Origin of the sequence: Paraburkholderia sp. RL17-368-BIF-A (assembly GCF_046054045.1) — a bacterium.
Taxonomy (GTDB): Bacteria; Pseudomonadota; Gammaproteobacteria; order Burkholderiales; family Burkholderiaceae; genus Paraburkholderia; species Paraburkholderia graminis.
In genome coordinates this window covers 35,512-58,468 of record NZ_JARESN010000029.1, presented here as the reverse complement: position 1 = coordinate 58,468, position 22,957 = coordinate 35,512, and the positions used below count along the sequence as shown (strand labels likewise).

General features: G+C 64.6%; 18 protein-coding genes. 14 read left to right on the top strand and 4 right to left on the bottom strand.

The features are described from left to right. The first annotated feature begins 75 nt into the window (after positions 1–75). From P0D87_RS30600 to P0D87_RS30580, 5 genes are all read left to right on the top strand, one after another. Positions 76–1,809 (top strand): ClcB-like voltage-gated chloride channel protein, encoded by a 1,734-nt coding sequence (locus P0D87_RS30600; protein ID WP_029968599.1) that lies wholly within the window; start codon positions 76–78, stop codon positions 1,807–1,809. 143 nt (positions 1,810–1,952) lie between these two features. Beyond that, positions 1,953–3,290, top strand: a complete 1,338-nt coding sequence (locus P0D87_RS30595; protein ID WP_053858171.1) for a C45 family autoproteolytic acyltransferase/hydrolase — start codon at positions 1,953–1,955, stop codon at positions 3,288–3,290. Between the two features lie 334 nt (positions 3,291–3,624). Next, positions 3,625–3,879 carry a hypothetical protein gene (locus P0D87_RS30590; RefSeq protein ID WP_029968601.1) on the top strand — a complete coding sequence of 85 codons (255 nt, stop codon included), beginning with the start codon at positions 3,625–3,627 and terminating at the stop codon, positions 3,877–3,879. 183 nt (positions 3,880–4,062) lie between these two features. Then, on the top strand, positions 4,063–4,293 hold the full coding sequence (locus P0D87_RS30585) for a DUF2795 domain-containing protein (protein WP_006051732.1): 231 nt from the start codon (positions 4,063–4,065) through the stop codon (positions 4,291–4,293). A gap of 196 nt (positions 4,294–4,489) precedes the next feature. Further along, a complete protein-coding gene (locus tag P0D87_RS30580; RefSeq protein ID WP_006051733.1) occupies positions 4,490–4,879 on the top strand; it encodes a cupin domain-containing protein in 390 nt (129 codons plus the stop codon). Here P0D87_RS30580 and P0D87_RS30575 read toward each other — a convergent pair. Further along, a complete protein-coding gene (locus P0D87_RS30575) occupies positions 4,876–5,886 on the bottom strand; it encodes a LysR family transcriptional regulator (RefSeq protein ID WP_006051734.1) in 1,011 nt (336 codons plus the stop codon). The two genes, P0D87_RS30580 and P0D87_RS30575, sit on opposite strands and share 4 nt — an antisense overlap. A gap of 275 nt (positions 5,887–6,161) precedes the next feature. Here P0D87_RS30575 and P0D87_RS30570 point away from each other — a divergent pair, with 275 nt between their 5' ends. Continuing rightward, on the top strand, positions 6,162–6,374 hold the full coding sequence (locus P0D87_RS30570) for a hypothetical protein (protein ID WP_006051735.1): 213 nt from the start codon (positions 6,162–6,164) through the stop codon (positions 6,372–6,374). A gap of 99 nt (positions 6,375–6,473) precedes the next feature. On the opposite strand, the gene P0D87_RS30565 is transcribed toward P0D87_RS30570, so the two are convergent. After that, the gene (locus P0D87_RS30565) at positions 6,474–7,091 is read right to left on the bottom strand and encodes a TetR/AcrR family transcriptional regulator (protein ID WP_029968608.1); all 618 of its coding nucleotides are present in this window, start codon (positions 7,089–7,091) and stop codon (positions 6,474–6,476) included. Positions 7,092–7,308: 217 nt separating this feature from the next. Here P0D87_RS30565 and P0D87_RS30560 point away from each other — a divergent pair, with 217 nt between their 5' ends. The 4 genes from P0D87_RS30560 to P0D87_RS30545 all read left to right on the top strand — a co-directional run bounded on the left by P0D87_RS30560 (position 7,309) and on the right by P0D87_RS30545 (position 14,116). Then, complete coding sequence (locus P0D87_RS30560; RefSeq protein WP_053858172.1) at positions 7,309–8,472, top strand: efflux RND transporter periplasmic adaptor subunit; 1,164 nt, start codon at positions 7,309–7,311, stop codon at positions 8,470–8,472. Then, positions 8,469–11,597, top strand: coding sequence for an efflux RND transporter permease subunit (locus tag P0D87_RS30555; RefSeq protein WP_053858173.1), 3,129 nt, complete (start codon positions 8,469–8,471; stop codon positions 11,595–11,597). Before P0D87_RS30560 ends, P0D87_RS30555 begins: the two co-directional genes overlap by 4 nt. Before the next feature lie 2 nt (positions 11,598–11,599). After that, positions 11,600–13,168 carry an efflux transporter outer membrane subunit gene (locus P0D87_RS30550; protein WP_053858174.1) on the top strand — a complete coding sequence of 523 codons (1,569 nt, stop codon included), beginning with the start codon at positions 11,600–11,602 and terminating at the stop codon, positions 13,166–13,168. A 228-nt stretch (positions 13,169–13,396) separates the two neighbouring features. After that, positions 13,397–14,116 carry a glycosyltransferase family 2 protein gene (locus P0D87_RS30545; RefSeq protein WP_053858175.1) on the top strand — a complete coding sequence of 240 codons (720 nt, stop codon included), beginning with the start codon at positions 13,397–13,399 and terminating at the stop codon, positions 14,114–14,116. Positions 14,117–14,273: 157 nt separating this feature from the next. On the opposite strand, the gene P0D87_RS30540 is transcribed toward P0D87_RS30545, so the two are convergent. Beyond that, positions 14,274–16,775, bottom strand: coding sequence for a penicillin-binding protein 1A (locus tag P0D87_RS30540; RefSeq protein WP_006051741.1), 2,502 nt, complete (start codon positions 16,773–16,775; stop codon positions 14,274–14,276). A gap of 532 nt (positions 16,776–17,307) precedes the next feature. Between P0D87_RS30540 and P0D87_RS30535 the strand changes: the two genes are divergently transcribed. From P0D87_RS30535 to P0D87_RS30525, 3 genes are all read left to right on the top strand, one after another. Continuing rightward, positions 17,308–17,997, top strand: coding sequence for a plasmid mobilization protein (locus P0D87_RS30535; protein WP_053858176.1), 690 nt, complete (start codon positions 17,308–17,310; stop codon positions 17,995–17,997). 417 nt (positions 17,998–18,414) lie between these two features. Further along, the gene (locus P0D87_RS30530; RefSeq protein WP_006051744.1) at positions 18,415–19,095 is read left to right on the top strand and encodes a PspA/IM30 family protein; all 681 of its coding nucleotides are present in this window, start codon (positions 18,415–18,417) and stop codon (positions 19,093–19,095) included. Between the two features lie 125 nt (positions 19,096–19,220). Next, positions 19,221–20,423: a tetratricopeptide repeat protein gene (locus P0D87_RS30525; protein ID WP_171799848.1), complete on the top strand. Its 1,203-nt coding sequence runs from the start codon at positions 19,221–19,223 to the stop codon at positions 20,421–20,423. Positions 20,424–20,520: 97 nt separating this feature from the next. Here the strand turns inward: P0D87_RS30525 and P0D87_RS30520 are convergent, their stop codons facing one another. Continuing rightward, the gene (locus P0D87_RS30520) at positions 20,521–21,210 is read right to left on the bottom strand and encodes a TetR family transcriptional regulator (RefSeq protein WP_053859035.1); all 690 of its coding nucleotides are present in this window, start codon (positions 21,208–21,210) and stop codon (positions 20,521–20,523) included. Between the two features lie 170 nt (positions 21,211–21,380). Here P0D87_RS30520 and P0D87_RS30515 point away from each other — a divergent pair, with 170 nt between their 5' ends. Further along, positions 21,381–22,889 carry a flavin-containing monooxygenase gene (locus P0D87_RS30515; protein ID WP_053859036.1) on the top strand — a complete coding sequence of 503 codons (1,509 nt, stop codon included), beginning with the start codon at positions 21,381–21,383 and terminating at the stop codon, positions 22,887–22,889. Positions 22,890–22,957 lie beyond the last annotated feature (68 nt).

Sequence of the window (22,957 nt, the reverse complement as noted above, 5' to 3'; positions counted from 1 at the left end):
CCCGCTTCGTCCCGGGGGCGCGCTGCTGTTACCGTGCGCGCTTTTCAACGCTTCTTCCCGCTCCGTACCGCCGACGTGCTTTCATTCCTGCTGAAGCTGCGCACCCGCGCGCAAGATCTTTTCCGTCTCTCCGACGCCCATACGATGCTGGTCTGGTCGGTGGTGGTCGGCGTCGCGGGCGCCTTTGCGACGATCGCCTTTCGCCGCGGCATCGAGATCCTGCAACTGCTGGTGGCCGGCAAGGCCGGCAGCTTCGTCGAAATGGCGCGCAGCCTGCCGTGGACGGTGCGCATCTGGCTGCCGGCGGCGGGCGGCCTGATCGCCGGTTCGCTGCTGCTGATCGCCCGTCGTCACGCCGACAAATGCAATCACATCGACTACATGGAGGCCGTGGCAATCGGCGACGGCGTGGTGCCGGTCAAGCTGAGTCTGTGGCGCAGCGTCTCGTCGCTGTTCACGATTGCAAGCGGCGGCTCGATCGGCCGTGAAGGTCCGATGGTGCAGCTTGCCGCGCTCGCGGCCTCGCTGATCGGGCGCTGGGTGCACTTCGATCCGCCGCGGCTGCGCCTGCTGGTGGCCTGCGGCGCGGCGGCCGGCATCACCTCGGCGTATAACGCACCGATCGCGGGTGCGTTCTTCGTCACCGAGATCGTGCTCGGCTCGATCGCGATGGAAAGCTTCGGGCCCGTGGTCGTCGCGGCAGTCGTCGCCAACATCACGATGCGCGAATTCGCCGGCTACAAGCCGCCGTATGAAATGCCGGTGTTTCCGCCGGTGGCGGGCGTCGAGGTGTTGCTGTTCGTCGCGCTCGGTCTGCTGTGCGGCGCAGCCGCGCCGCAGTTTCTGCGGCTGCTCGACGGCTCCAAGGCGCTGTTCGGCAAGCTGCCGTTGCCGCTGCCCGCGCGGCTTGCGCTCGGCGGGCTCGTGGTCGGCATTCTGTCCGTATGGACGCCCGAGGTGTGGGGCAACGGCTACAGCGTCGTCAACTCCATCCTGCATTCGCCGTGGACGTGGACCGCGCTCGTCGTCGTGCTGGTGTTCAAGCTGGTGGCGACCGCGGCCACTGCCGGTTCGGGCGCCGTGGGTGGCGTGTTCACGCCGACGCTGTTCGTCGGCGCGGTGGTCGGCTCGCTGTTCGGCCAGAGCATGCACGCGTTGTGGCCGCACGGCACCTCGGCGCCGTTCGCGTATGCGATGGTCGGCATGGGCGCTTTCCTCGCGGGCGCGACGCAGGCCCCGCTGATGGCGATCCTGATGATCTTCGAGATGACGCTCAGCTACCAGGTGGTGTTGCCGCTGATGCTTTCGTGCGTCGTCGCGTACTTTGTCTCGCGGGCGATCGGCAAGACGTCGATGTACGAAATCACGCTGCGCCGCAATCAGGAAGAGCAGGAACGCACGCGCCTGCGCGCGACGCAGATGCGCGAGCTGATCCGCCCCGCGCAGACCGTCGTGCCGCCCAATGCGACCGTGCACGACATGACGCGCGTGTTCCTCGAATATCCGGTCAAGTATCTGTATGTGGCGAACGAATCGGGCGCCTTTCTCGGCGTCGTCGCGCTGAAGGACATCACGTCCGATCTGCTCGACAAGCGCGATACCTCGACGCGAACCGCCGCCGACTATCTTCAGCCGCACTTCGACGTGCTCACGCCCGACATGCCGCTCGGCGTCGCGTTGCAGCACTTCATGGCGTTCCAGGGCGAGCGCCTGCCGGTTGTCGAAAGCGCCGCGCATCCGCGGCTCGCGGGCGTGGTTTATAAAACGTCGCTGCTCGATGCGTACTTCCGGATGAATCCGACGCGCTGAGCACGGCGGCTCCGCACGCGGGCGGCGCGCCCGTGCAAAGCATCGCAGAATCTCTACAATGAAAAGACGCTGCGGCGGCATCGGCAGCGCGAGCTTACGCCAGGCCGGGCGAGCGCGACGCCCGCCATTCGATCGGAGGGAAGATGAGCGAACCGTCCCTTGACGCCGCGCGCCGCGACCAGGCGGGCTGGGTTTTCCTGCACATCGAAGGCGAGCCGTACGATCGCGGCGAACAGCACGGCCAACTGCTCGCAGCCGAAATCCGCAACGCAATCCGCACCGCCCGCTACCTTGCGAAGTGGGACACCGGCGAAGAGTTCGACACCTTCGTCGAGGCTGCCGTCTCGCAGTTCGCCAACAAGCTCGACACCGAATTCGCCGACGAAATTCAGGGCATCGCCGACGGCGCGAAACTGCCGTTCGCCGAAGTGCTCGCGTGGAACGGCTACATGGATCTGCTGCAAAGCTGGTGGCCCGCGCACGCGGCCCAGCAAAAGCCCGGCCTCGGACTCAAGCCCTGGCGCGGCCGGCGCGGCCATCATTGCAGCGCGTTCATCGCAACGGGCAACGCCACGCGCGACGGCCGCATCGTGATGGCGCACAACTCGTGGGACCGCTACGCCGCGGGCGATGCGTTTAACGTCATCTTCGACATCGTGCCCGACGAGGGCAACCGCATTCTGATGCAGGGCCTGCCGGGCTGCATTTCGAGCCTCACCGATTTCTGGGTCACGGCCGCGGGACTGATGGTGACGGAGACGACCATCTCGAACTTCGTCGGCTACAACGCGGCGGGCGCGCCCGAGTTCTACCGTTCTCGACGCGCGTCGCAATACGCGAACAGCATCGGCGAATGGTGCGAAATGTTTGCCGTGGCGAACAACGGCGGCTACGCGAATAGCTGGCTGCTCGGCGACATCAAGACCGGCGAGATCGCGCGCTATGAACTGGGGCTGCACTACTCCGGCTTCGAGAGCACGAAGGACGGCTTCTACAGCGGCTACAACACGGCGACCGATCTGAAGATCCGCAACCAGGAATGCATCGGCGAAGGCGAGGACTATACCGACGTGCGCAAGAACGGCGCGCGGCGTCTGCGCTTCATGCAGCTCGAGGAGATGCACCGCGGCAAGATCGACGTCGAGCTCGCGAAGGCGATGATCGCCGATCATCACGACGTCTATCTCGATCGCAACGACAACCCGTGTTCGCGCACGATCTGCGGACATCTGGAACTGGACGACGCGCGTTTCGGCGGCTCGGATCACGGGCCGTTCAATCCGTGGGGCGCGAACGACGGCAAGGTGGTCGACAGCGAGATGGCGCGCGACATGGCGTTCTCGGCGCGCTGGGGACATCCGTGCGGCCGGCCGTTCGATGCCCAGGCGTTCATGAAGCGGCATCCGCAGTGGAACTGGCTGAACGGCTATATGCGCGACCGGCCGTCGTGGCCGTGGACGCGCTTCGATGTGCTGAGGTAGCGGCGGCGTGCAAGGATGGAGCGACGCGAGCTTCGCGACGCGCGAACAGCCGCTCGCGCGATCAGCCGTGCCGCGCCGCCGCGCCTCCAAACTGCTGAACACCACTGCCTTTTGACTGCCATTCCCGCGCCATCATCGGCGATTTACAATGGGTGGTCACGAGGCGCGCGGCAAGCTTGCTTTGCAGGCCGCTGGGCAAGCATTACGCGCCCCGCCCGACCAAAGCGCGCGGCCTTTGCAGCCCGGCCTCGCGCGGCTTGCGCTTTCCTTTCGACGCGGGGACGGCACAGCCCTTGCTGAATGCTTAGCGCCGCATGAGCTTAGGAGGTCGGGCATGAAAACCTCGACACTGTTGACCATGGTGACGCTGTCCGCTTCGTGCTTTGCCGCGCCGGTTCACACCGCGCAGGACGGCACGCCGGCGAGCACCCTCGCCGAACGCGCGAACGCCGCGCCAGTCGCCCCCGCAGCGCCTGACGTGGCCGTCACGGACGACAATCGTCCGCAGCAATGGCAGCATATCGTCCTGCCGAAGTCGCGACATCCGGAGCGTGGGTTTGCGGCGCGCAATGAGCGCTTGCAGACCTGACAGCAGCGCCCGTTGCGTGGCTTTGCTCGGTCCGCCGCGACCGAGGGGTCGAGTGCGGCGAACCGGCCGGCAATACGGAGTTCCGGCTCGCGGCGGTCCGCGTGCGGCTTGAGCGGCGCCGGCGGCTTGTGCGGCTCGGGCGGCGCCGCGATTCATTCCAACTTTATCTGCAGGAGCGCTTGCATGACGGCATCGTCCATCCCCGGGGAATCCATCGACTTGCAGATCTCCGACGTACTCAGCGAAATCCATTTCCCCGCCAACAAGGACGCACTCGTCGACGCGGCGCGCGAGGCAGGTGCGAGCAACGAAGTCCTGTCGATGCTCGACGGCCTGCCTGAGCAGGACTACGCGGACGTCGATTCGGTCACGCGGCTGATCGGCGGCAATTTCGGGCCGGGACTCAGTGTGTGAGTTTGTCCGCAGGTGAATGCGGGCGCAGGTGAGCGCGGCCAAAAGCCCGACCTAAAGGCGGCCTAAGCGCGACCTAAGCGCGACCTAAGCGCGGCCGCTCGCGCCCCGCTCCCGCGCACAAACGTTCCAGACGCGCCTCGTCCGCGCGCGCTATGCTCTTTCCCGAGACAGCAACCCTCTTTGGAAGGAGCACCACATGTCCGACGTCCAGCCAGAACAACAAACCTACCGCGCGATCAATTTCGCTGAAAAACTCGCGCTGTTCCAGGACCAATGGCAAGCGCGCGTCGTTGCCGAAATGAACGACTATCAGTTCAAGGTCGTGCGCATCGAAGGCGATTTCGTGTGGCACGAGCATGCCGACACCGACGAGACCTTCATCGTGCTGGACGGCCAATTGCGCATCGACATGCGCGACGGTTTCGTGACGCTGTCGGCGGGAGAAATGTTCGTCGTGCCGAAAGGCACCGAACACAAGCCGTTCGCGGAGCGCGAAGTGAAGCTGCTGCTGATCGAGCCGCGCGGCGTCAAGAACACCGGCGAAGCAACCAACGAACGCACGGCCGTCAACGATCTCTGGATCTAGCCCGGCGCCGTTGCGAGACCGGCGGCGGCGCCCGCTCGTGGCCGCACATGCCGGACTCCACAACCCGCGAGCGCACCTGCACGCTTCGCATGTCGCGAATCGCGCGCCGGCGCCGTGAAGTCCGACTCGAAATGCTCGACGAGGTGATCGACGAAAGTCCGCACCTTCGCCGGCAAGTGAAGGCGGCTCGGATAGACAATCGTGATCTCGATCTCGGGCAGGCGGTAATCGCCCAGCAGTTCGACAAGCCGGCCCGACGCCAGGTCGCGGCCGATCAGATAGCTCGGCAGGATCGCGACGCCCATGCCGAGCAGCGCGAACTGCCGCAGCATTTCGCTATTGTTCGCGGCAATCGCGTTAGTGGTCCTCACGCGCACAAGCCCTTCCGGTCCGCTGAACACGCGCTCCTCGCCGCCCTGCTCGGGCGCCCGGCTCAGACACGGATGACGCAACAGATCGTCGGGGCGCGTCGGCGTGCCGTGCTGCGCGAGATAGGCCGGCGTCGCACAAACGGTTAGCTGACAGGTGGTGAGCCGCCGCGTGACGATGCTCGCACTGCGCGCCGGACGCCCGACCATGATGCCCACGTCGAAACCTTCTTCAACGAGATCCGCCTGGCGGTCGGCGAGCGTCACATCGGGCACGACGTCCGGATAGCGCGCGGCGTACGACTGCACGGCCGGCGCGAGGCTTTGCAGCCCGAACACCACCGGCGCGACGATCCGTAGGGTGCCGACCGGCTCGTGATGGCGCGCGGCCAGCATCTGCTCGACGCCTTCGAGATCGTCGAGCAGATGACGCACGCGCTCCAGATAGGTCGCGCCCGACTCCGTCAGCGACAGACGGCGCGTGGTGCGATTGAGCAAACGGGCGCCGAGGCGCGCTTCCAGATCGGCCACATGGCGCGTGACGACAGCGGTGGAAAGATCGAGCGCGTTTGCCGCGCGGACGAAACTGCCGAGGTCCGCCACTTTGACGAACACGCGCATGGACTGCAATTGATTCATGGGGCGACTCCTGCGTCGAGATGCCGGGCCGGGCGCGCGCTGCCGCCTCCATCACCCCGCGCGGCAAGGCTCGCGCGGATTTGCCCAACGAATCGATTGTATCGACCCGACCTGTCCCAACCCTGACCTGCACATGACAATCGCGCCAGCTTGGCCGATGCGTGCGCGCGACGTTTCACCCGTGATTGCGGAGTCAGACTAGGTATAAACCCTTAGATGCTGGTAAGATGGCGCCTGAACAATTTCACCGCTAGCTATTTCGTCAGCCTCTAGCCATGCCACACCGTTTTCAGCTTCTCGAAAAAATCGCGTTTTCTCTGGTCTGCTGGTCCGCCGCAGCCTGCTCGGCGTTCATCGCTTACGAGCGCTGCCCGGACATCAAGGTCGTTCTTCATGCGGGTAAAGAAGTCCTGCGCTACAGCGGCGAATATTCGTTCGTGTGCGCGAGCCCCGTCGTCGATACCTGCACGCAGTTCACGACAAACTGATTCCCGCAGCGGGACTTATGCGCAAAGGCGTGGGGCATCTTCAGCCCCACGCATGCTCGCGCTTCACGCGCCCTCGCGCGCTTTAAGCACCTCGCGCCCTCAGGCGCTGCGCCCGTACACCACGCGCGCGAAAAATCCAGCCAGCACCGCTTCTGCCGTTTCACTCGGCACATTCTGCGGATCGACCGTGTAGAAGAACTGCACGCCGTCGCACAAACCCATCAAGCCCAGCGCCAGCGTCGCGGCCGGCAGCGGCAGCGGCGTGCCGACCCGCTCCGAGAACTCGCTCACATACGCGGCGAGCTGCTCGAGCTTCTCGTGCATGAACGCGTTGAACCGTAGCCGGAAGCGGCCGTCGCGCACCGCCAGCAGCTTCGCCTCGACCCACAGCAAAAAGCATTTGTTCTCGCGATGCAGGTTGCTGTAGTAGCGCATCACGCGCTCTTCCATTTGCTCGCGCGTGACCGCCTCTTCGAAAATAGCGCGCAAGCCCGCCTGCATGGCCTCGTGGTCGCGCCGCAGCAGTTCCAGGAACAGTTCGTTCTTGCTGCGGAAGTTCGAATAGAACGCGCCGCGCGTGTAGCCCGCCGCCGCGGCGATGTCCTCGACACTCGCCGCGACAAAGCCCTTCTTCATAAAAGTTGCCTGCGCAGCGTCGAGCAGACGCTGCCGCGTCTGGTCTTTGCTTTGCTCGCGTGTGAGTCTTTGCCGTTTCATGGGCGCAAGTCTAGCACCGAAAAGAATTCTAATTCACATCGACATTCAGATACAGGTGTGTATTAGAATGCGAGGCATCATTGAAAATCAGATGCGTATGCCAATTGCATGACCGGGCGTGCGCTCTTCGCTGGTATGCCGCTGCGGCCTGCCATGTTCTTCGCTGTTTCCGGTTGGGGTCATTGTGAAGCGTCCCGGTTTCCGCGCATCTGAAGCGATGCGCCAGCAGTCTCCTCGCCTCGCGGGGCAACGGCGTGCGCGCCGCCTCGCCGTTGCGCTCGCGTTTGCGGGCGTCGTCGCGTTGAGCGCGTGTTCCAAAAAGGAAGCCGCGGCGCCCGAGCCGCGGCCCGTCGTGGCCGTCGCGGTTCATGCGGACGGCAACGCCGCGCCCGTCGCGTCGCTGCCGGGCGAGGTGCAGGCGCGCTATTCGACGCCGCTGTCGTTTCGCGTCGGCGGAAAAATCGTCGAGCGGCGCGTGCGTCTTGGCGACGTGGTGAAGAGCGGCCAGATCGTCGCCCGCCTCGATCCCGCGGATGCGCAAAAGAACGCTGCGAGCGCGCAGGCGCAGCTCGCCGCCGCCGAGCACAGCTATCAATACGCGAAGCAGCAGCTCGACCGCGACCGGGCGCAAGCCAAGGAAAATCTGATCGCCCCCGCGCAACTTGAGCAGACCACGAACGCGTATGCGTCGGCCGCTGCGCAGCGCGATCAGGCGGCCCAGCAGGCGGCGTTGTCGAAAGATCAGTTGCAATACACGACGCTCGCCGCCGATCACGCCGGCGTGATCACCGCCGAGCAGGCCGACACAGGTCAGAACGTGTCGGCGGGCCAGGCCGTCTACAACCTCGCGTGGAGCGGCGAACTCGACGTGGTCTGCGACGTGCCGGAAAGCGCGCTCGCCGGCCTCGCGGTCGGGCAAACGGCGAACGTCACGCTCGGCGCACTGCCGGGCCGCAAATTCACGGCGCGCGTGCGCGAACTGTCGCCCGCCGCCGATCCGCAAAGCCGCACCTATCGCGCGAAACTCACGCTCGACAATCCGGGGCCCGACGTGCGCCTCGGCATGACCGCGGACATCGCGCTGTCGGCGCGTTCGTCTTCGGCGGCGAGCAACGCCGAAGGCGAGCACGGCTTTTTCGTGCTGCCGTCCACCGCGCTCTTTCACGACGGCACGCAGCCGGCCGTGTGGGTCGTGCGAGCGACGGACAGCGCGCTGGAGCTGCGCCGCGTCACGGTCGCGCGCTATAACGAGCGCACGATCGTCGTGAGCCAGGGCCTGAAGAACGGCGAGCACGTCGTGCTGCAAGGCGTGCATACGGTCAGCGCCGGTGAGAAAGTCCGCGCGATTGCGCCACTGCATCCCGAGGACTTCGCTTCATGAGCGCGACGCACGAAGAAGGACGCTTCAATCTGTCCGCGTGGGCGCTGCGCCATCAGGCGCTGGTCGTCTTCCTGATCGCACTGGCCACCGCGTTCGGCGCCCTCGCCTACACGCGCCTCGCGCAATCCGAAGACCCGCCGTTCACGTTCCGCGTGATGGTGATCCGCACCTTCTGGCCCGGCGCGACCGCGCGCCAGGTCCAGGAACAGGTGACGGACCGCATCGGCCGCAAGCTGCAGGAAACGCCCGCCATCGACTTCGTGCGCAGCTACTCGCGCCCCGGCGAGTCGCTGATGTTCTTCACGATGAAAGACTCTGCGCCCGTGAAGGACGTGCCCGAAACCTGGTATCAGGTGCGCAAGAAAGTCGGCGACATCGCCGCGACCTTGCCGCAAGGCGTTCAGGGTCCGTTCTTCAACGACGAATTCGGCGACGTCTACACCAACATCTTCACGCTCGAAGGCGACGGCTTCTCGCCCGCGCAACTGCACGATTACGCGGACCAGTTGCGCACTGTGCTGCTGCGCGTGCCCGGCGTCGCCAAGGTGGATTACTTCGGCGATCCCGATCAGCACATCTACGTCGAGATCACGAACACGCAGCTCACGCGGCTCGGCATTTCGCCGCAACAACTCGGGCAGGCGATCAACTCGCAGAACGCGGTGTCGCAGGCGGGCACGCTGACCACGACCGACGACCGCGTGTTCGTGCGTCCCACCGGCCAGTTCAAGGACGTGAACGCGCTTGCCGACACGCTGATCCGCATCAACGGCCGCTCGTTCCGTCTCGGCGACATCGCGACGATCAAGCGCGGTTATGACGATCCCGTCGTCACGCAGATGCGCGCGGGCGGCAAGGCGGTGCTCGGCATCGGCGTGACGATGCAGCCGGGCGGCGACGTGATCCGTCTCGGCAAGGCGCTCGACGCGCAAATGGTCGGCCTGCGCAAGGCGCTGCCCGCCGGTTTGCAATTGACCGAAGTGTCGAGCATGCCGCACGCCGTCGCTCATTCCGTCGACGACTTCCTGGAAGCCGTGGCCGAAGCCATCGCGATCGTGCTGGTGGTGAGCCTGGTGTCGCTCGGCGTGCGCACCGGCATGGTGGTGGTCATCTCGATCCCGGTCGTGCTCGCCGTCACCGCGCTGTGCATGTACATGTTCGACATCGGACTGCACAAGGTATCGCTCGGCACGCTGGTGCTTGCGCTCGGCCTGCTGGTCGACGACGCGATCATCGCCGTCGAAATGATGGCCGTGAAGCTCGAGCAGGGCTGGAACCGCACGCGCGCCGCGGCGTTCGCCTACACCAGCACGGCATTTCCGATGCTGACCGGCACGCTCGTCACCGTCGCGGGCTTTCTGCCGATTGCCTTGGCCAAGTCGAGCACCGGCGAATACACGCGCTCCATTTTCGAAGTCTCGGCGATCGCGTTGATCGCGTCGTGGCTCGCGGCGGTCGTGCTGATTCCGCTGCTCGGTTTTCACCTGCTGCCCGAGCGCAAGCGCGAGGCGCATCACGCTCCTGACCACGAACACGACATCTACGACACGGGCTTCTATAAGCGTCTGCGCGGCTGGATCGGCTGGTGTATCGAGCGGCGCTTCATCGTGCTCGCCATCACCATCGTGCTGTTCGTCGTGGCGATGGCCAGCTTCGCGCTGGTGCCGCAGCAGTTCTTCCCGAGCTCGGACCGGCCCGAACTGCTGGTGGACGTGCGGCTGCCCGAAGGCGCATCGTTCGACGCGACCTTGCGCGAAGCGAAACGGCTCGAAAAGGTACTTGTGGGACGCCCTGAAATCGATCACTCGGTGGACTTCGTCGGCACCGGCGCGCCGCGTTTTTATCTACCGCTGGACCAGCAACTGACGCAGCCGAATTTCGCGCAGTTCGTGATCACCGCAAAGTCCGTGGAAGAGCGCGAGAAGCTCGCGCAATGGCTCGAGCCCGAACTGCGCAATAACTTTCCCGCGATTCGCACGCGCCTGTCGCGCCTCGAAAACGGGCCGCCGGTCGGCTATCCCGTGCAGTTTCGCGTGAGCGGCGACGACATCGCGACGGTGCGCTCGATCGCCGAGCGAGTCGCCGCGACGCTGCGCGCCGACCGCGATACGCGCAACGTGCAGTTCGATTGGGACGAGCCGGCCGAACGGTCGGTGCGCTTCGAAGTCGACCAGACAAAAGCGCGCGAACTGGGCGTGAGTTCAGACGACATTTCGAGCTTCCTCGCGATGACGCTGTCCGGTTATACCGTCACGCAGTATCGCGAGCGCGACAAGCTGATCAGCGTCGATCTGCGCGCGCCGAAAGCCGAGCGCGTGGACCCGGCGAAGCTCGTCACGCTCGCCATGCCCACGCCGAACGGCGCGGTGCCGCTCGGCACGCTCGGGCATCTGCGCAACGATCTCGAGTACGGCGTGATCTGGGAACGCGACCGTCAGCCGACCATCACCGTGCAGTCCGACGTCGCGCCGGGCGCGCAAGGCATCGACGTGACGCATGCCGTCGACAAGGCGCTCGCGCCGATTCGCGCGAGCTTGCCTGTCGGCTACCGGATCGAGATCGGCGGTTCCGTCGAAGAAAGCGGCAAAGGCCAGGCGTCGATCAATGCGCAAATGCCGATCATGATCGTCGTCGTGCTCACATTGCTGATGATCCAGTTGCAGAGCTTCGCGCGCGTGCTGATGGTGGTGCTGACGGCGCCGCTCGGATTGATCGGCGTGGTCTTCACCCTGCTGCTGTTCGGCAAGCCGTTCGGCTTTGTCGCGATGCTCGGCGTGATTGCGATGTTCGGCATCATCATGCGCAATTCGGTGATTCTGGTCGACCAGATCGAGCAGGACATTGCCTCGGGGCAAAAGCGCTTCGACGCGATTGTCGGCGCGACCGTGCGGCGCTTCCGGCCGATCACCCTGACCGCTGCCGCCGCCGTGCTCGCGCTGATTCCGCTGTTGCGCTCGAACTTTTTCGGGCCGATGGCCACCGCGCTGATGGGCGGCATCACGAGCGCGACCGTCCTCACCTTGTTCTATCTGCCGGCTCTCTACGCGCTGTCGTTCCGCGTACGCAACGACGAGCGCGAGCCGCAAACGCCGCCCGAGTCCGGCGCGGCGCACACGGGGAATTGAACATGAACCAGTTCGCACATTCCCGCTTCCTGAGCAGGTTGGCGGCTTTCTCGCCGGCACGCGTCTCGCGCAACACGGCGCTTGCCGGCTTCACCTTCGCGCTCGCCGCTTCGCTTGCCGGCTGTTCGTTCGGACCGAACGGCGAGCCGCCGGCGATGCCGCAGCCGCTCCACTACGGCAGCGAGGCGCAACCGGCGCAAACCGTCGCTGCGCAAGGCGTCGCGCAGCAGTTCATGGTCGGCGGCAAACCGGTGCCCGAGTGGTGGACGTTGTATCGATCGGATGCGTTGAACGCGCTCGTCGACGAAGGGCTGCACAATAGCCCGACGCTCGCCGCCACCGAACAGACGCTTGCCGCCGCGCGCGAGCAACTGCGCGCGCAGATCGGCAGTTCGATGCTGCCCACGATCGACGCGGGCGGTCAGGCAACCCGCAATCGTGCGCTGGCGATTCCGGAGATCGGCCCGAATACGTTTCTGTACAACATCTTCGTCGGCCAATTGCAGGCGCACTATACGATCGACCTGTTCGGCGCCGCGCGTCTCGCCGATGCCGCGCTCGCCGCGCGCGTGAACGTGCAGGCCTATCAACTCGACGCCGCGCGGCGCGCGCTCGCTGCGAACATCGTGAGCGCCGCGATCACGAGCGCAGCATTGCGCGCGCAGATCGACACCACCGAGCGGCTCGTCACGCTTGCCAACGATCAGGCTCACGACACCGCGCGGCGCTATGCGCTTGGCGCCGTCTCGCATGCCGATCAGTTGAGCGCGCAACAAAGCGCGGCGAGTTTGTCGGCGAGTCTGCCGGGGCTCAGGCAGCAATGGCAAACGACGCGTCACGCGCTCGCCGTGCTGCTGGGCCGCACGCCGGACGCCGCGCCGGACGATCTCCAACTCGTGAGCTTGCATCTGCCCGAGCAGGTGCCGGTCGTCGTGCCGAGCGAACTCTTGCGCGCGCGGCCCGACATTCAGGCCGCCGACGCCGCGTTGAAAGCCGCCGCCGCCGATGTGGGCGTGGCGACCGCGCAGATGTATCCGAGCCTGTCGCTGAGCGCGTCGATGGGACAAGGCGGCTTCAGTTGGCCGGTCGCGCTTTCGGGCGCGGGCGCGATCTGGAGCATCGGCGCGTCGCTGTCGCAGCCGCTCTTTCACGGCGGCGCGCTGATGGCGCAGCGCCGCGCGGCCATGAACACCTACGAGGCCACGGTGTCGCAATACAAGCAAACGGTGCTCGCCGCGTTCCAGAATGTCGCCGATACGCTCGCCGCGCTCGAGCATGACGCGCAGGCGCTGGATGCCGCGAGTACGGCGGCGCGTTCGGCGCAGGGTGTTTTCGATGAAACGTCGGGGCGCTATCGGCTCGGCGCCGTGCCGGTGTCGTCGACGCGGACCAGCGAGCAGCAGTTTCGTAATGCGCAGCTCGATGAGATTCGCTACACGAGCGCACGGCTCACGGATACGGCGGCGCTGTTTCAGGCGATGGGGAATCCGCCGGTGGGGGGTGACGGTGGGCAGGCGAGTTTGGGCGAGGTTTCGCGGGGAGTAGAGGCGAAACCTGGTGGTACGAATTAGTCGGCCGGAGTTATCCCCAGTTGATGTTCATGAGCCTGTTGAAAACTTTCTGATAAGCAGGCTAACTCGTTGAGCGGGCTGGGGTTATCGGCAGCGGTGTGGAATGAAGCAGAAGCGGCGGGATTGCCTTCAAGGACGCAGGCCTCGCGCGACCATTAATCGAGATAGCCTTCTGCGACCTACCGATATATATAATTCGCCGCTCCATGGATACCTCGGGAATTCTTCATGCGAGTCGCCGTTATTAGCCCGTACTATAAAGAGCCGCTTGACTTTCTACGAAGGTGCCACGAGAGCGTCCTTGGACAGCAAGGGGACGTCACTCACTTCATGGTCGCCGATGGATTCCCTGCTGCCGATGTCGATAGCTGGGAAAACGTCGTCCACATCAAGATTCCGAATCACGGTGACTATGGAGACACTCCTCGTGGAGTAGGTGCCGCGTGCGCGGCTGCCAATGGTTTCGATGCGATCTGCTTTCTCGATGCCGACAACTGGTACGAGCCAAACCACATCGAAACGATGCGCTCAATAGTACAGATGACGGGTGCGCAGGTGGTCACGGCTACTCGCACAATAATTGCGGCAGACGGCCGCGTGCTTGGCATCTGCAAGGAATCCAACGGGATCGATTTCAACGACACCAATTGCTATTTCCTGACGCGAGCTGCGTTTCCCGCATGCGCAGTCTGGCTCTTCAAGGACTCGTCGGAGAGCATCGTCGGCGACAGGGTTTTCTGGCGTGCCGTGAAAACCGGTGGCTACACGCGAGCCCACTCAATCGTGCCAACTGTCAACTATGTGACCACGCTTGCATTTCACTACCAGATGTTTGGAGAAACGCCACCCGACGACTCAAAGCTCATCGCCCAATTCAACGACGATCAGCATTTTCAGATAATCAGTTACGCACAACTGAAAGAGATACGCCGAGAGGCAGGCTACTGAAAGCGACCATGCACCTGGCCTATTGTCGGCGGCATTACACGCCGCAGCCGTCCGCTTAGTCTCAGCGACACGGCAGACCCGCGCATAAGCCCGCATTGCCTTGCGGTCTGCGCAGAACACAGCGCGTGCGAGCACCGCCCGCACGCCCTTCCCATCTTCAAGGCTTATTCGACTCAAACAGATCCATGATCTGCTTCTTCTCGTTCGACGACACGCTCGGCGGCGGCACCGCCGGCGGCGTCATACCCGCAGGGCCCACGCCGCCGACCGCATCGCTCACACCGGCCGTCGGATTCGCGGAATCGAGACCGATACTCGCCACGAAACCATTCCCCGGCGTCATATCCGAATAGAACAGCTCGCCGTCGACTGAAGTCACGCCGTCGGGTTGCGCCGGCTCGCTTTGCGGCACGCCGCGCAACGCGCGCTGCATGTACTCGACCCAGATCGGCAAAGCGAGTTGCGCGCCGAACTCGCGGCTGCCGAGTGTCTTCGGCTGGTCATAACCCATCCACGCGACCGCGACGAGCGATTGCTGATAACCGGCGAACCAGCCGTCCTTTGCGTCGTTGGTCGTACCCGTCTTGCCCTGCAAGTCCGAACGATGCAGCGCGTTGGTGCCCGCGCCCGTGCCCGCCGTCGCGACCGAATGCAACAGGCTGTTCATGATGTACGCGTTGCGCGGCTCGAGCGTGCGCGGCGCGTCGCGGCCGGCCGTCAGCGGCTGCGCTTTCGAAAGCGGCTCGCCGCGCGCGTCCGTGACTTCGCTGATCAGATACGGGTTGATCCGATAGCCGCCGTTGGCGAACACCGAATACGCGCCCGCCGATTGCAACGGCGTGACGAGCCCCGCGCCGAGCGCCATCGGCAGATACGGCGGGGTCTTGTCGGCATCGAAACCGAAACGCTGCGTGACGAAGTCTTGCGCGTACTTCGTGCCGATATACGACAGGATGCGGATCGACACCAGGTTCTTCGACTTCTGCAACGCGAGACGCAGCGGCATCGGACCATCCGGCTGATCGTCGTCCTTCGGCTCCCATGCGTCGCCGCCTGGCGTGCTCGACGGGAAGTACAGCGGCGCGTCGTTGATGATCGTCGCCGGTCCGAGGCCCTTGTCGAGTGCGGCCGAATAGATGAACGGCTTGAAGCTCGAACCCGGCTGACGCCATGCCTGCGTCACGTGGTTGAACTTGTTCTTGTTGAAATCGAAGCCGCCGACGAGCGCGCGAATCGCGCCGTCCTGCGGCGTCAGCGACACAAGCGCGCCTTCCACTTGCGGAAGCTGCGTGATCTGCCAGTTGCCCTTGTCGTCGCTCATCACGCGCACGATCGAGCCGGGCTTGATCTTCGTCGCCGACGCGGCGCGCGCGCTCAGCGCATTCGCCACAAAGCGCAAGCCCTCGCCGCTCATCGTGACCTGCGTGCCGTCGACCAGTTGCGCCTTCACCTGCTTCGGACTCGCGTCCGTCACGACGGCGGCCACGAGTTCGCCGTTATCCGGATGATCGGTGAGCGCGTCGTCGATCGTCTGATCGCGGTCGTCGCCCGCAGCCGGCAATTGCACGAAGCCTTCCGGCCCGCGATAACCGTGGCGCCGCTCGTAATCCATCACGCCCTTGCGCACCGCGCGATACGCGGCGTCCTGGTCGGCGGAATCGATCGTGGTCGTCACGTTCAGGCCGCGCGTATAAGTTTCGTCCTTGTACTGCGCATACATCATCTGCCGAACCATTTCGGCGATGTACTCGGCGTGCACGCTGTATTCGTTGCCCGGATTGCGCGTGTGAATCTCTTCCTTCACCGCCTGGTCGTACTGCTCCTGGCTGATATAGCGAAGCTCGAACATGCGCCTCAGAATGTATTCCTGACGGATCTTCGCGCGCTTGGGGTTCACCACGGGGTTATACGCGGACGGCGCTTTCGGCAGACCCGCGAGCATCGCGGCCTGCGCGAGCGTGATGTCTTTCAGATCCTTGCCGAAGTACACGCGGGCCGCCGCGGCAAAACCATACGCGCGCTCACCCAGATAAATCTGGTTCATGTACAGCTCGAGAATCTGGTCCTTCGTCAACGCGCGCTCGATCTTGTACGCGAGCAGCATTTCATAAACCTTGCGCGTGTAGGTCTTTTCGCTCGACAGGAAGAAGTTGCGCGCGACCTGCATCGTGATCGTGCTCGCGCCCTGCGACGCGCCGCCGTGCGCGAGGTCCGCGAAACCCGCGCGCAAGATGCCGAGAAAGTCGACGCCGCCGTGCTCGTAGAAGCGATAGTCCTCGATCGCGAGCACGGCTTTTTTCATCTGGTCGGGGATGTCCTGGAAGCGCACGAGGGAGCGCCGCTCCTCGCCGAATTCGCCGATCAGCACATGGTCCGCCGTGTAGACGCGCAGCGGCACTTTCGGACGATAGTCGGTGAGCGCGTCGAGCGAGGGCAGGTTCGGCCCCATCACGACGAGCGCATAGCCGACGATCAGCGCGCCCACCACGGCGACAATCGCCGCGAAGCTCGCGAACCAGATCGCGATGGTCGCGCCGATCGGGCGGCCGCGTTCTTCGCGATCTCGCGAAGCGGCGTTGCGTCCCTCGGTGCGGCGGTAGGAGTCCCGGTCTTGACCGGCGGGAGAATGCGAAGAATGCGGTCGTTTGATGATTGGCATGACTGGAATAGTGGGCGCGTGAATCAATGGCGTGACTCAGTCTCATGACTCAGTGGATGACTGAATGCCATGACCGGATGCCATGATTCAACGCCTTGTTCTCGCGCTTGAAGCGCGCATGAATCCTGAGCGGGCGTTGTCCGGGACGCAAACCGCCGCGCGACCCTTTGCCCCCGCGAGTCGCCACGGCGCGCCCGAACAGTGTCCGGCGCAACGTAACAACGCATTTTAAAGAAATCAAGCCGCGCTCAACGCAGTTTTTTTGTAAGAATTCCCTTCGCGGCGGCCCCGGCGGCGCGGGCTTGAGTAGATTCGGCAAGCTTTCGATGCGCTTGCGCACACAGCGCGAGTTATCAACAGAAAACGTTCACAAGCCTGTGGACAAGCCCACCAAAAACGCCACAAGCCGTTGATGTCACGGCATTTTCACGACGCGCCCGTTTGCGATCGGCGCAACTCGTCATATGATGGATTCGGCGCACGCCGATGCGCGCCGCGAAGCGCCACACCAACAAAAGTATGCGAGCCGATCATGACAAAGCCCAGCGAACGCATCGTCGTATTCGTTACGCCCGCGCAGAAACGCGCGATCGCCGCCACCGCCGACGAGCTCGGCATCAGCGTCAGCGAGCTCATGCGGCGCGCGGTGCTGAGTTTCGACGCGACGAGCGAGCAGGTGAAAGCGGCGAGCATCGTCGACAGGCTCAATGCGCCGCGCGCGCCCGACGCGCTCGACGCCGCGCTGCGGCGCGTCGCGCAGGACACGGAGCATGCGCGCGCGGCGCTGCCGCCAGGCTTGCGCACGCGCGCGAGCAGCGAGGCGAGCGGACTCGCGAACGCCGACGCAAACCACGCACTGCCCGATGCGGCGAACCGCGCGGCGCATGAGCCGATGACGTCGTCAGGCAAAGCGCTTGCGGGTAGCGCGCCGCACGCATCTCAACCCGCTCCTTCCGAACCCGCCCCGCTGCTGCCCGCCGATGTGCTGGCCGCGCTCACTGCCGATGTCGATGAAGACGCCGTCGCTACCGCCGAAGCCGTCGCGCGAGTCGCCGCGGCCCGAGCGGCTGCCGATCAGAAGCCGGCGCCCGCTGCCGTTACCGCGCAGACGCAAGTACAGACGCACATAAAGAGCGTATTGAAGCGCCCTCGCCTCGACATCGCGCGCGATGACGACGATCCGCAAGGCGATCTGGGCCCCGAAGGCGGACGCTTCGCCTAGCGCCGGCGAAACGCAATGGAGGTGTAAGGCGAATGTACGATGCAAGCCCATCGTCTCCACGCGCTCACGCTTTCACAACCATCGCTCAATTCACGCCGACGACACTCGCCGCTCGCACACTGAGCGGCTCGCGCATCGTGCCCTTTAAGCGCATTTTAAGAGAGCCCGTGGTGTAATATCCGCGAGCCGCTGAAGGGACGCGCCCGCGTGTTTATCATCGAAGCTTGCCGCTTCATCACGCGACGCATGCGCGAACCGACCGGACAATTTGCGCTCGTGCTATTGCATTCCGCACGCGCGCCCCGACCTCCGGTCCGAACGCTGCGCGGCTTGTCGCGCGGCGGCGTAAAGTAGCAGTGGCAAGCAATCGAACGCGCGTGAACTATTCAGCGCCGACACCATTCTTTGGAGGTTTTCATGTCGCTTTTTGACAGCATTTCGCGCACGCTAAAAGGTCTCCTGAACGACGCGGCCGACTCCGTGCAGGACCCGTCGCGCGACTCGCGCCAGATCGTGCGCGAACTGGACGAGAGCATCGGCAAGGCCGAAAATTCGCTGATCGAGATTCAGGCGCAGGTGGCCACGCAGCAAAGCAAGCGCGATGTTGCCGCCGACAAGGCGAAGAAGTATGAAGACGGCGCGAAGCGCGCGCTGCAATCCGGCGACGAAGCGCTCGCGCGTGAAGCGCTGAGCGCGCAAGCCACCGCCGAGGCGGAACGCGATGCACTGACGAAGGAACTCGCCACGCTCGAGCCGTCGGTCGCGCAGTTGAAGAGCCAGATCGAAGACATGCGCGCGCGCCGCAACGATCTGAACGCACGGTCCAACATTCTCCAGGCCAAGCAGCAGATCGCCGAGGCGAAAGACGTCGCTGCGACGGCGCTCGGCGGCATCGGCGGAAAAAACCTTTCCGAAGATTTTCAGAAGCTCGAGGACAAGGTCGCGCTGTCGAATGCACGGTCGGACGCACGCCTGAATTCCGCCGACGTCAAAAGCGGCAAGGCGCTCGACGACAAGCTCGCGGATCTGAACCGCGGCCCGTCGGTGGAAGACCGTCTCGAAGCGCTGAAGAAGCAGCTCAATACGCCGGCCCAGTAATTGCGTGAGTAGTGTCTGACGGCAGGCCGGTGAGCGTGGATGTTTAACCGGCCGCTGGCCGCCGCCGGATCGCCGGCCCGGCGCAATCGACTGAAGGAGACGGGCGTGTGACGCCCGGTCCGCAAATGAAACAACTTATCGCAAGCGCATTCGTCTCGCTCATGCTCGTTTCGGGCGCGGCGTTTGCCGTGCCGACCGTGCAGCAGATCGAATCCGCGATGTCGCAAGGCAACTGGCAGCAGGCCGACGCCGGCTTGTCCGAAGTGCTGCAGGCGCATCCGAACAATGCGCGCGCGCATTACCTGTACAGCCAGGTGCTCGACCGTGAAGGCCGCTATGGCGACGCGCTCGCGCAGCTTCAACAGGCAAAGACGCTCGACCCGCAAATCCGTTTCACCGATCCCACGCGTTTCGCACAAGTCGAGGCGCGCATTCGTCGGGACGCCGAACGGGTGGGCAACGCGAACGCCAAATCGACGAGCCGCGCGGACAACCCGTTCGCCCAGCAAAACGCGAATGCACCGGCCTTGCAGCAGCAGGCCGGACTCGCGCCGCAAGCGCCTGAGCGCCACGGCCCGGGCATCGGCATGTGGGTCGGCATTCTGCTTATCGTGGGCGTGATCGCGCTCGTGTTGCGCTGGACCTTGCGTCGCGCCCGCACGCAAGACGACACGCGCGCGAACGACGATCGTCGCGTGCAACTCAAGCGTGCAACCGACCTGCTCAACACCGTGCGTTCGCTGAAACTCGACGTGAAGCTCTCCACTGCGCCCGGTCACGAAGCGCTCGAAAAGGAAGTCGAAGCAACCGAAGACCAGTTGCGCACGCTCGTCGAAGCGCTGTCGAACAGCAAGAATCCGGTGCCGCCGTATCAGCTCGATGAACTGGAGCAGCGTATCGGCAGCCTGCGCGCACGCGCCGAAGGCCGGCCCGATCCGAACGCAGCAGCCGCGGCGGGCAACGAGCAGTCGCCGTATGCGCGCGAAGCCGAGCGCTTCGGCAATCCGCCGCAAGCGCCCTATCCGCAGCAAGGTCCGTATCAGCAGCAACCGCCTGTCGTCGTGCAGCAAGGCGGCGGTTTCGGCGGCGGCATGGGCGGGCTGCTGACCGGCGTGCTGCTCGGCGAGGCGCTGAACTCGGGGCGTGAACGCGTCGTGGAGCGCGACGTCATCGTCGACGATGAAGGGCGCAGGCGCGGCAGCTCAGGCGACAATGGCGGCGGGCTCGATTTCGGCCAGGGCTCGAACGACTGGAACGACAACAGCGGTGGCGGCATCGACATGGGCAGCAACGACGATTCCGGCGGCTGGAGCGACGACAATACCTGAGTCCTCGCGCTCTTTCAGTCGCGGCACTCTCCGCGTGTGCATTGAAGACAGGCTCCTACACGGAGCCTGTTTTTTTTGCCTGCACGTTCAGCGAAAATCACGCGCGCCGCGAGAGCGGCGCCCGCGCCTCCTCCTGCTGCGCGAGCAGCACCGAGCCCGCAAAAAGCCTCACGATAAAACGCTCCGCATAGCCGACGAGCGCATCGCGGCGCGCGGCGTCGGCATCGAGATATTCGGCGGAGAGATGAAACAGTTGCAGCACGATCTGCGTGCAGACTTCATCGACGACATCGCGCGAAAGTGTGGGCATTAACTGCAACTGCACGACGTCGTCGGCCATTTCCGCTGACACCGCATGAAGCGTCGCGCGCACCGCTTCGCGCAGTGCCGGCGACGTGCCGTGATATTCCGCTAACGCACTGAGAAACACGTCGCGGTTTTCGAGCGCAAACATGAAGAACGCGACGCACGCGCGCCGCGGCACGCTATGCGGTTCGTCGTGCGCGGCGAGCCAGCGCTCGCGTCGCAGCATCGGCCGCAAACGGCGGCTGACCGAATCGACGGCCTCGCGCGCGAGCTCGTCGAGCGTGCCGAAATGCCGGTAAAACGTGTTCGGATTCAGTCCCGCCTCGCGCGCGAGTTCGCGCAAACCCAGACTCGCAAAGCCGCGCCCGCCCGCGGTCAAGCGCAACGCGGCTTCGATCAGTTTGCGTTTGCCGGGCGGCAGTTCCTGTTCTGCCGCAGCGTCGCGCGCGGGCTGCCGCGCCGTTTCCGATACGGATTTCATCGCGTTCATGGTGGCTTTCAATCGCCGCGCGGGACGCGCGTTTGATAGACGTACTCTAAACGATCTTGACGCGAGGTGTACGGTTGTCTACCCTGCGCGTTACGTTTGGGTGGCTACGCGGCTTGCCGTGTGCGCAGGCAGCGCCCGACTTCCCCTTGCAGGAGATCGACGTGACGTCCGCTGCATTTGCTGCATCCGCTGCATCAACACAAGCTGTCGCGCCGCGCATCGCCATTGTGGGGAGCGGCTTCTCCGGCATCGGCATGGCCGTACGGCTGCAAAAAATGGGCATCACGTCGTTCACCGTCTATGAAGCCGCCGCGGACATCGGCGGGACATGGCGCGACAATACCTATCCGGGCGCCGAGTGCGACGTGCCCTCGCATCTGTATTCGTTTTCGTTCGAGCCGAACCCGGCGTGGTCGCGCGCCTTCAGCGGCCAGAACGAAATTCTCGCTTATCTGAAGCATTGCGCGCGCAAGTATGGCGTGGACCGTTACGTGCGTTGCAATGCGCGCGTGGTGGCCGCGCGCTTCGACGAAGCACGTCATGTGTGGCAGATCGAGCTCGATGCCGGCGGCATGCGCGAGAGCATCGAGGCCGACGTATTGATCGCCGCGAGCGGTCCGCTGTCGCGGCCGGCGATGCCGCGCATCGCGGGACTGGAGAACTTCAAAGGCAAGCTGTTTCATTCCGCGCGCTGGGATCACGCGTATCCGCTCGAAGGCAAGCACGTCGCCGTGATCGGCACGGGTGCGAGCGCGATTCAGTTCGTGCCGCAAATCCAGCCGCGCGTCGCCCGGCTCGATCTGTTCCAGCGCACCGCGCCGTGGATCATGCCGAAGCCGGACAAGCGCATCGGCGAACGCGCGCGCTGGCTTTTCGAACATCTGCCGTTCACGCAGCGATTCGTGCGCAGCGCGATCTACTGGAAGCTCGAATCGCAGGCGATTGCTTTCGTTAGTCATCCAAAGCTAATGAAGCGCCCGATGAAGCTGTGCCTCAGCTATCTCGAGCGGCGCGTGAAAGACCCTGAGTTGCGCGCGACGCTCACGCCGAACTACCGCCTCGGCTGCAAGCGCGTGCTGCTGTCGAGCAACTACTATCGCGCGCTCATCGAGCCGAATGTGAACGTGATCACGACGGGCATCCGCGAGATCGTCGCGGACGGCATCGTGACAGAAGACGGCGCGCATCATCGTGCGGATGCGATCATTTGCGGCACCGGCTTTCAGGTCAACGACGTCGGCGCGCCGTTCGACGTGACCGGCGTCGGCGGTGCGGACCTCGGCGCGCTGTGGCTGCGCGACGGCCCCGAAGCCTATCTCGGCGTGAGCGTCGCCGACTTTCCGAACTTCTTCATGATCGTCGGCCCGAACACAGGACTCGGCCACAACTCGCTGATCTACATGATCGAGTCGCAAGTGCAGTACATCGCCGATTGCCTGCGGACGCTGCGCCGGCGCAACGCCCACACGATGAACCTGCGGCCCGACGTGCAGCGCGACTACAACGCGCGCCTGCAGCACGATATGCGGCGCTCGGTGTGGTCGAGCGGTTGCCATAGCTGGTATCAGACGCGAAGCGGCAAAGTGACCGCGCTGTGGCCGGGATTCAGTTTCAGCTTTCGCAAGAGGACGCGCCGCGTGCGGCCAGGCGATTACCGCTTTTTGCCTTGAGGAACGACGCTCACGCGGTGCGCTTGTAAGTCACGTCGCGCGATCCGATGGCGATTATTTAGTATCCC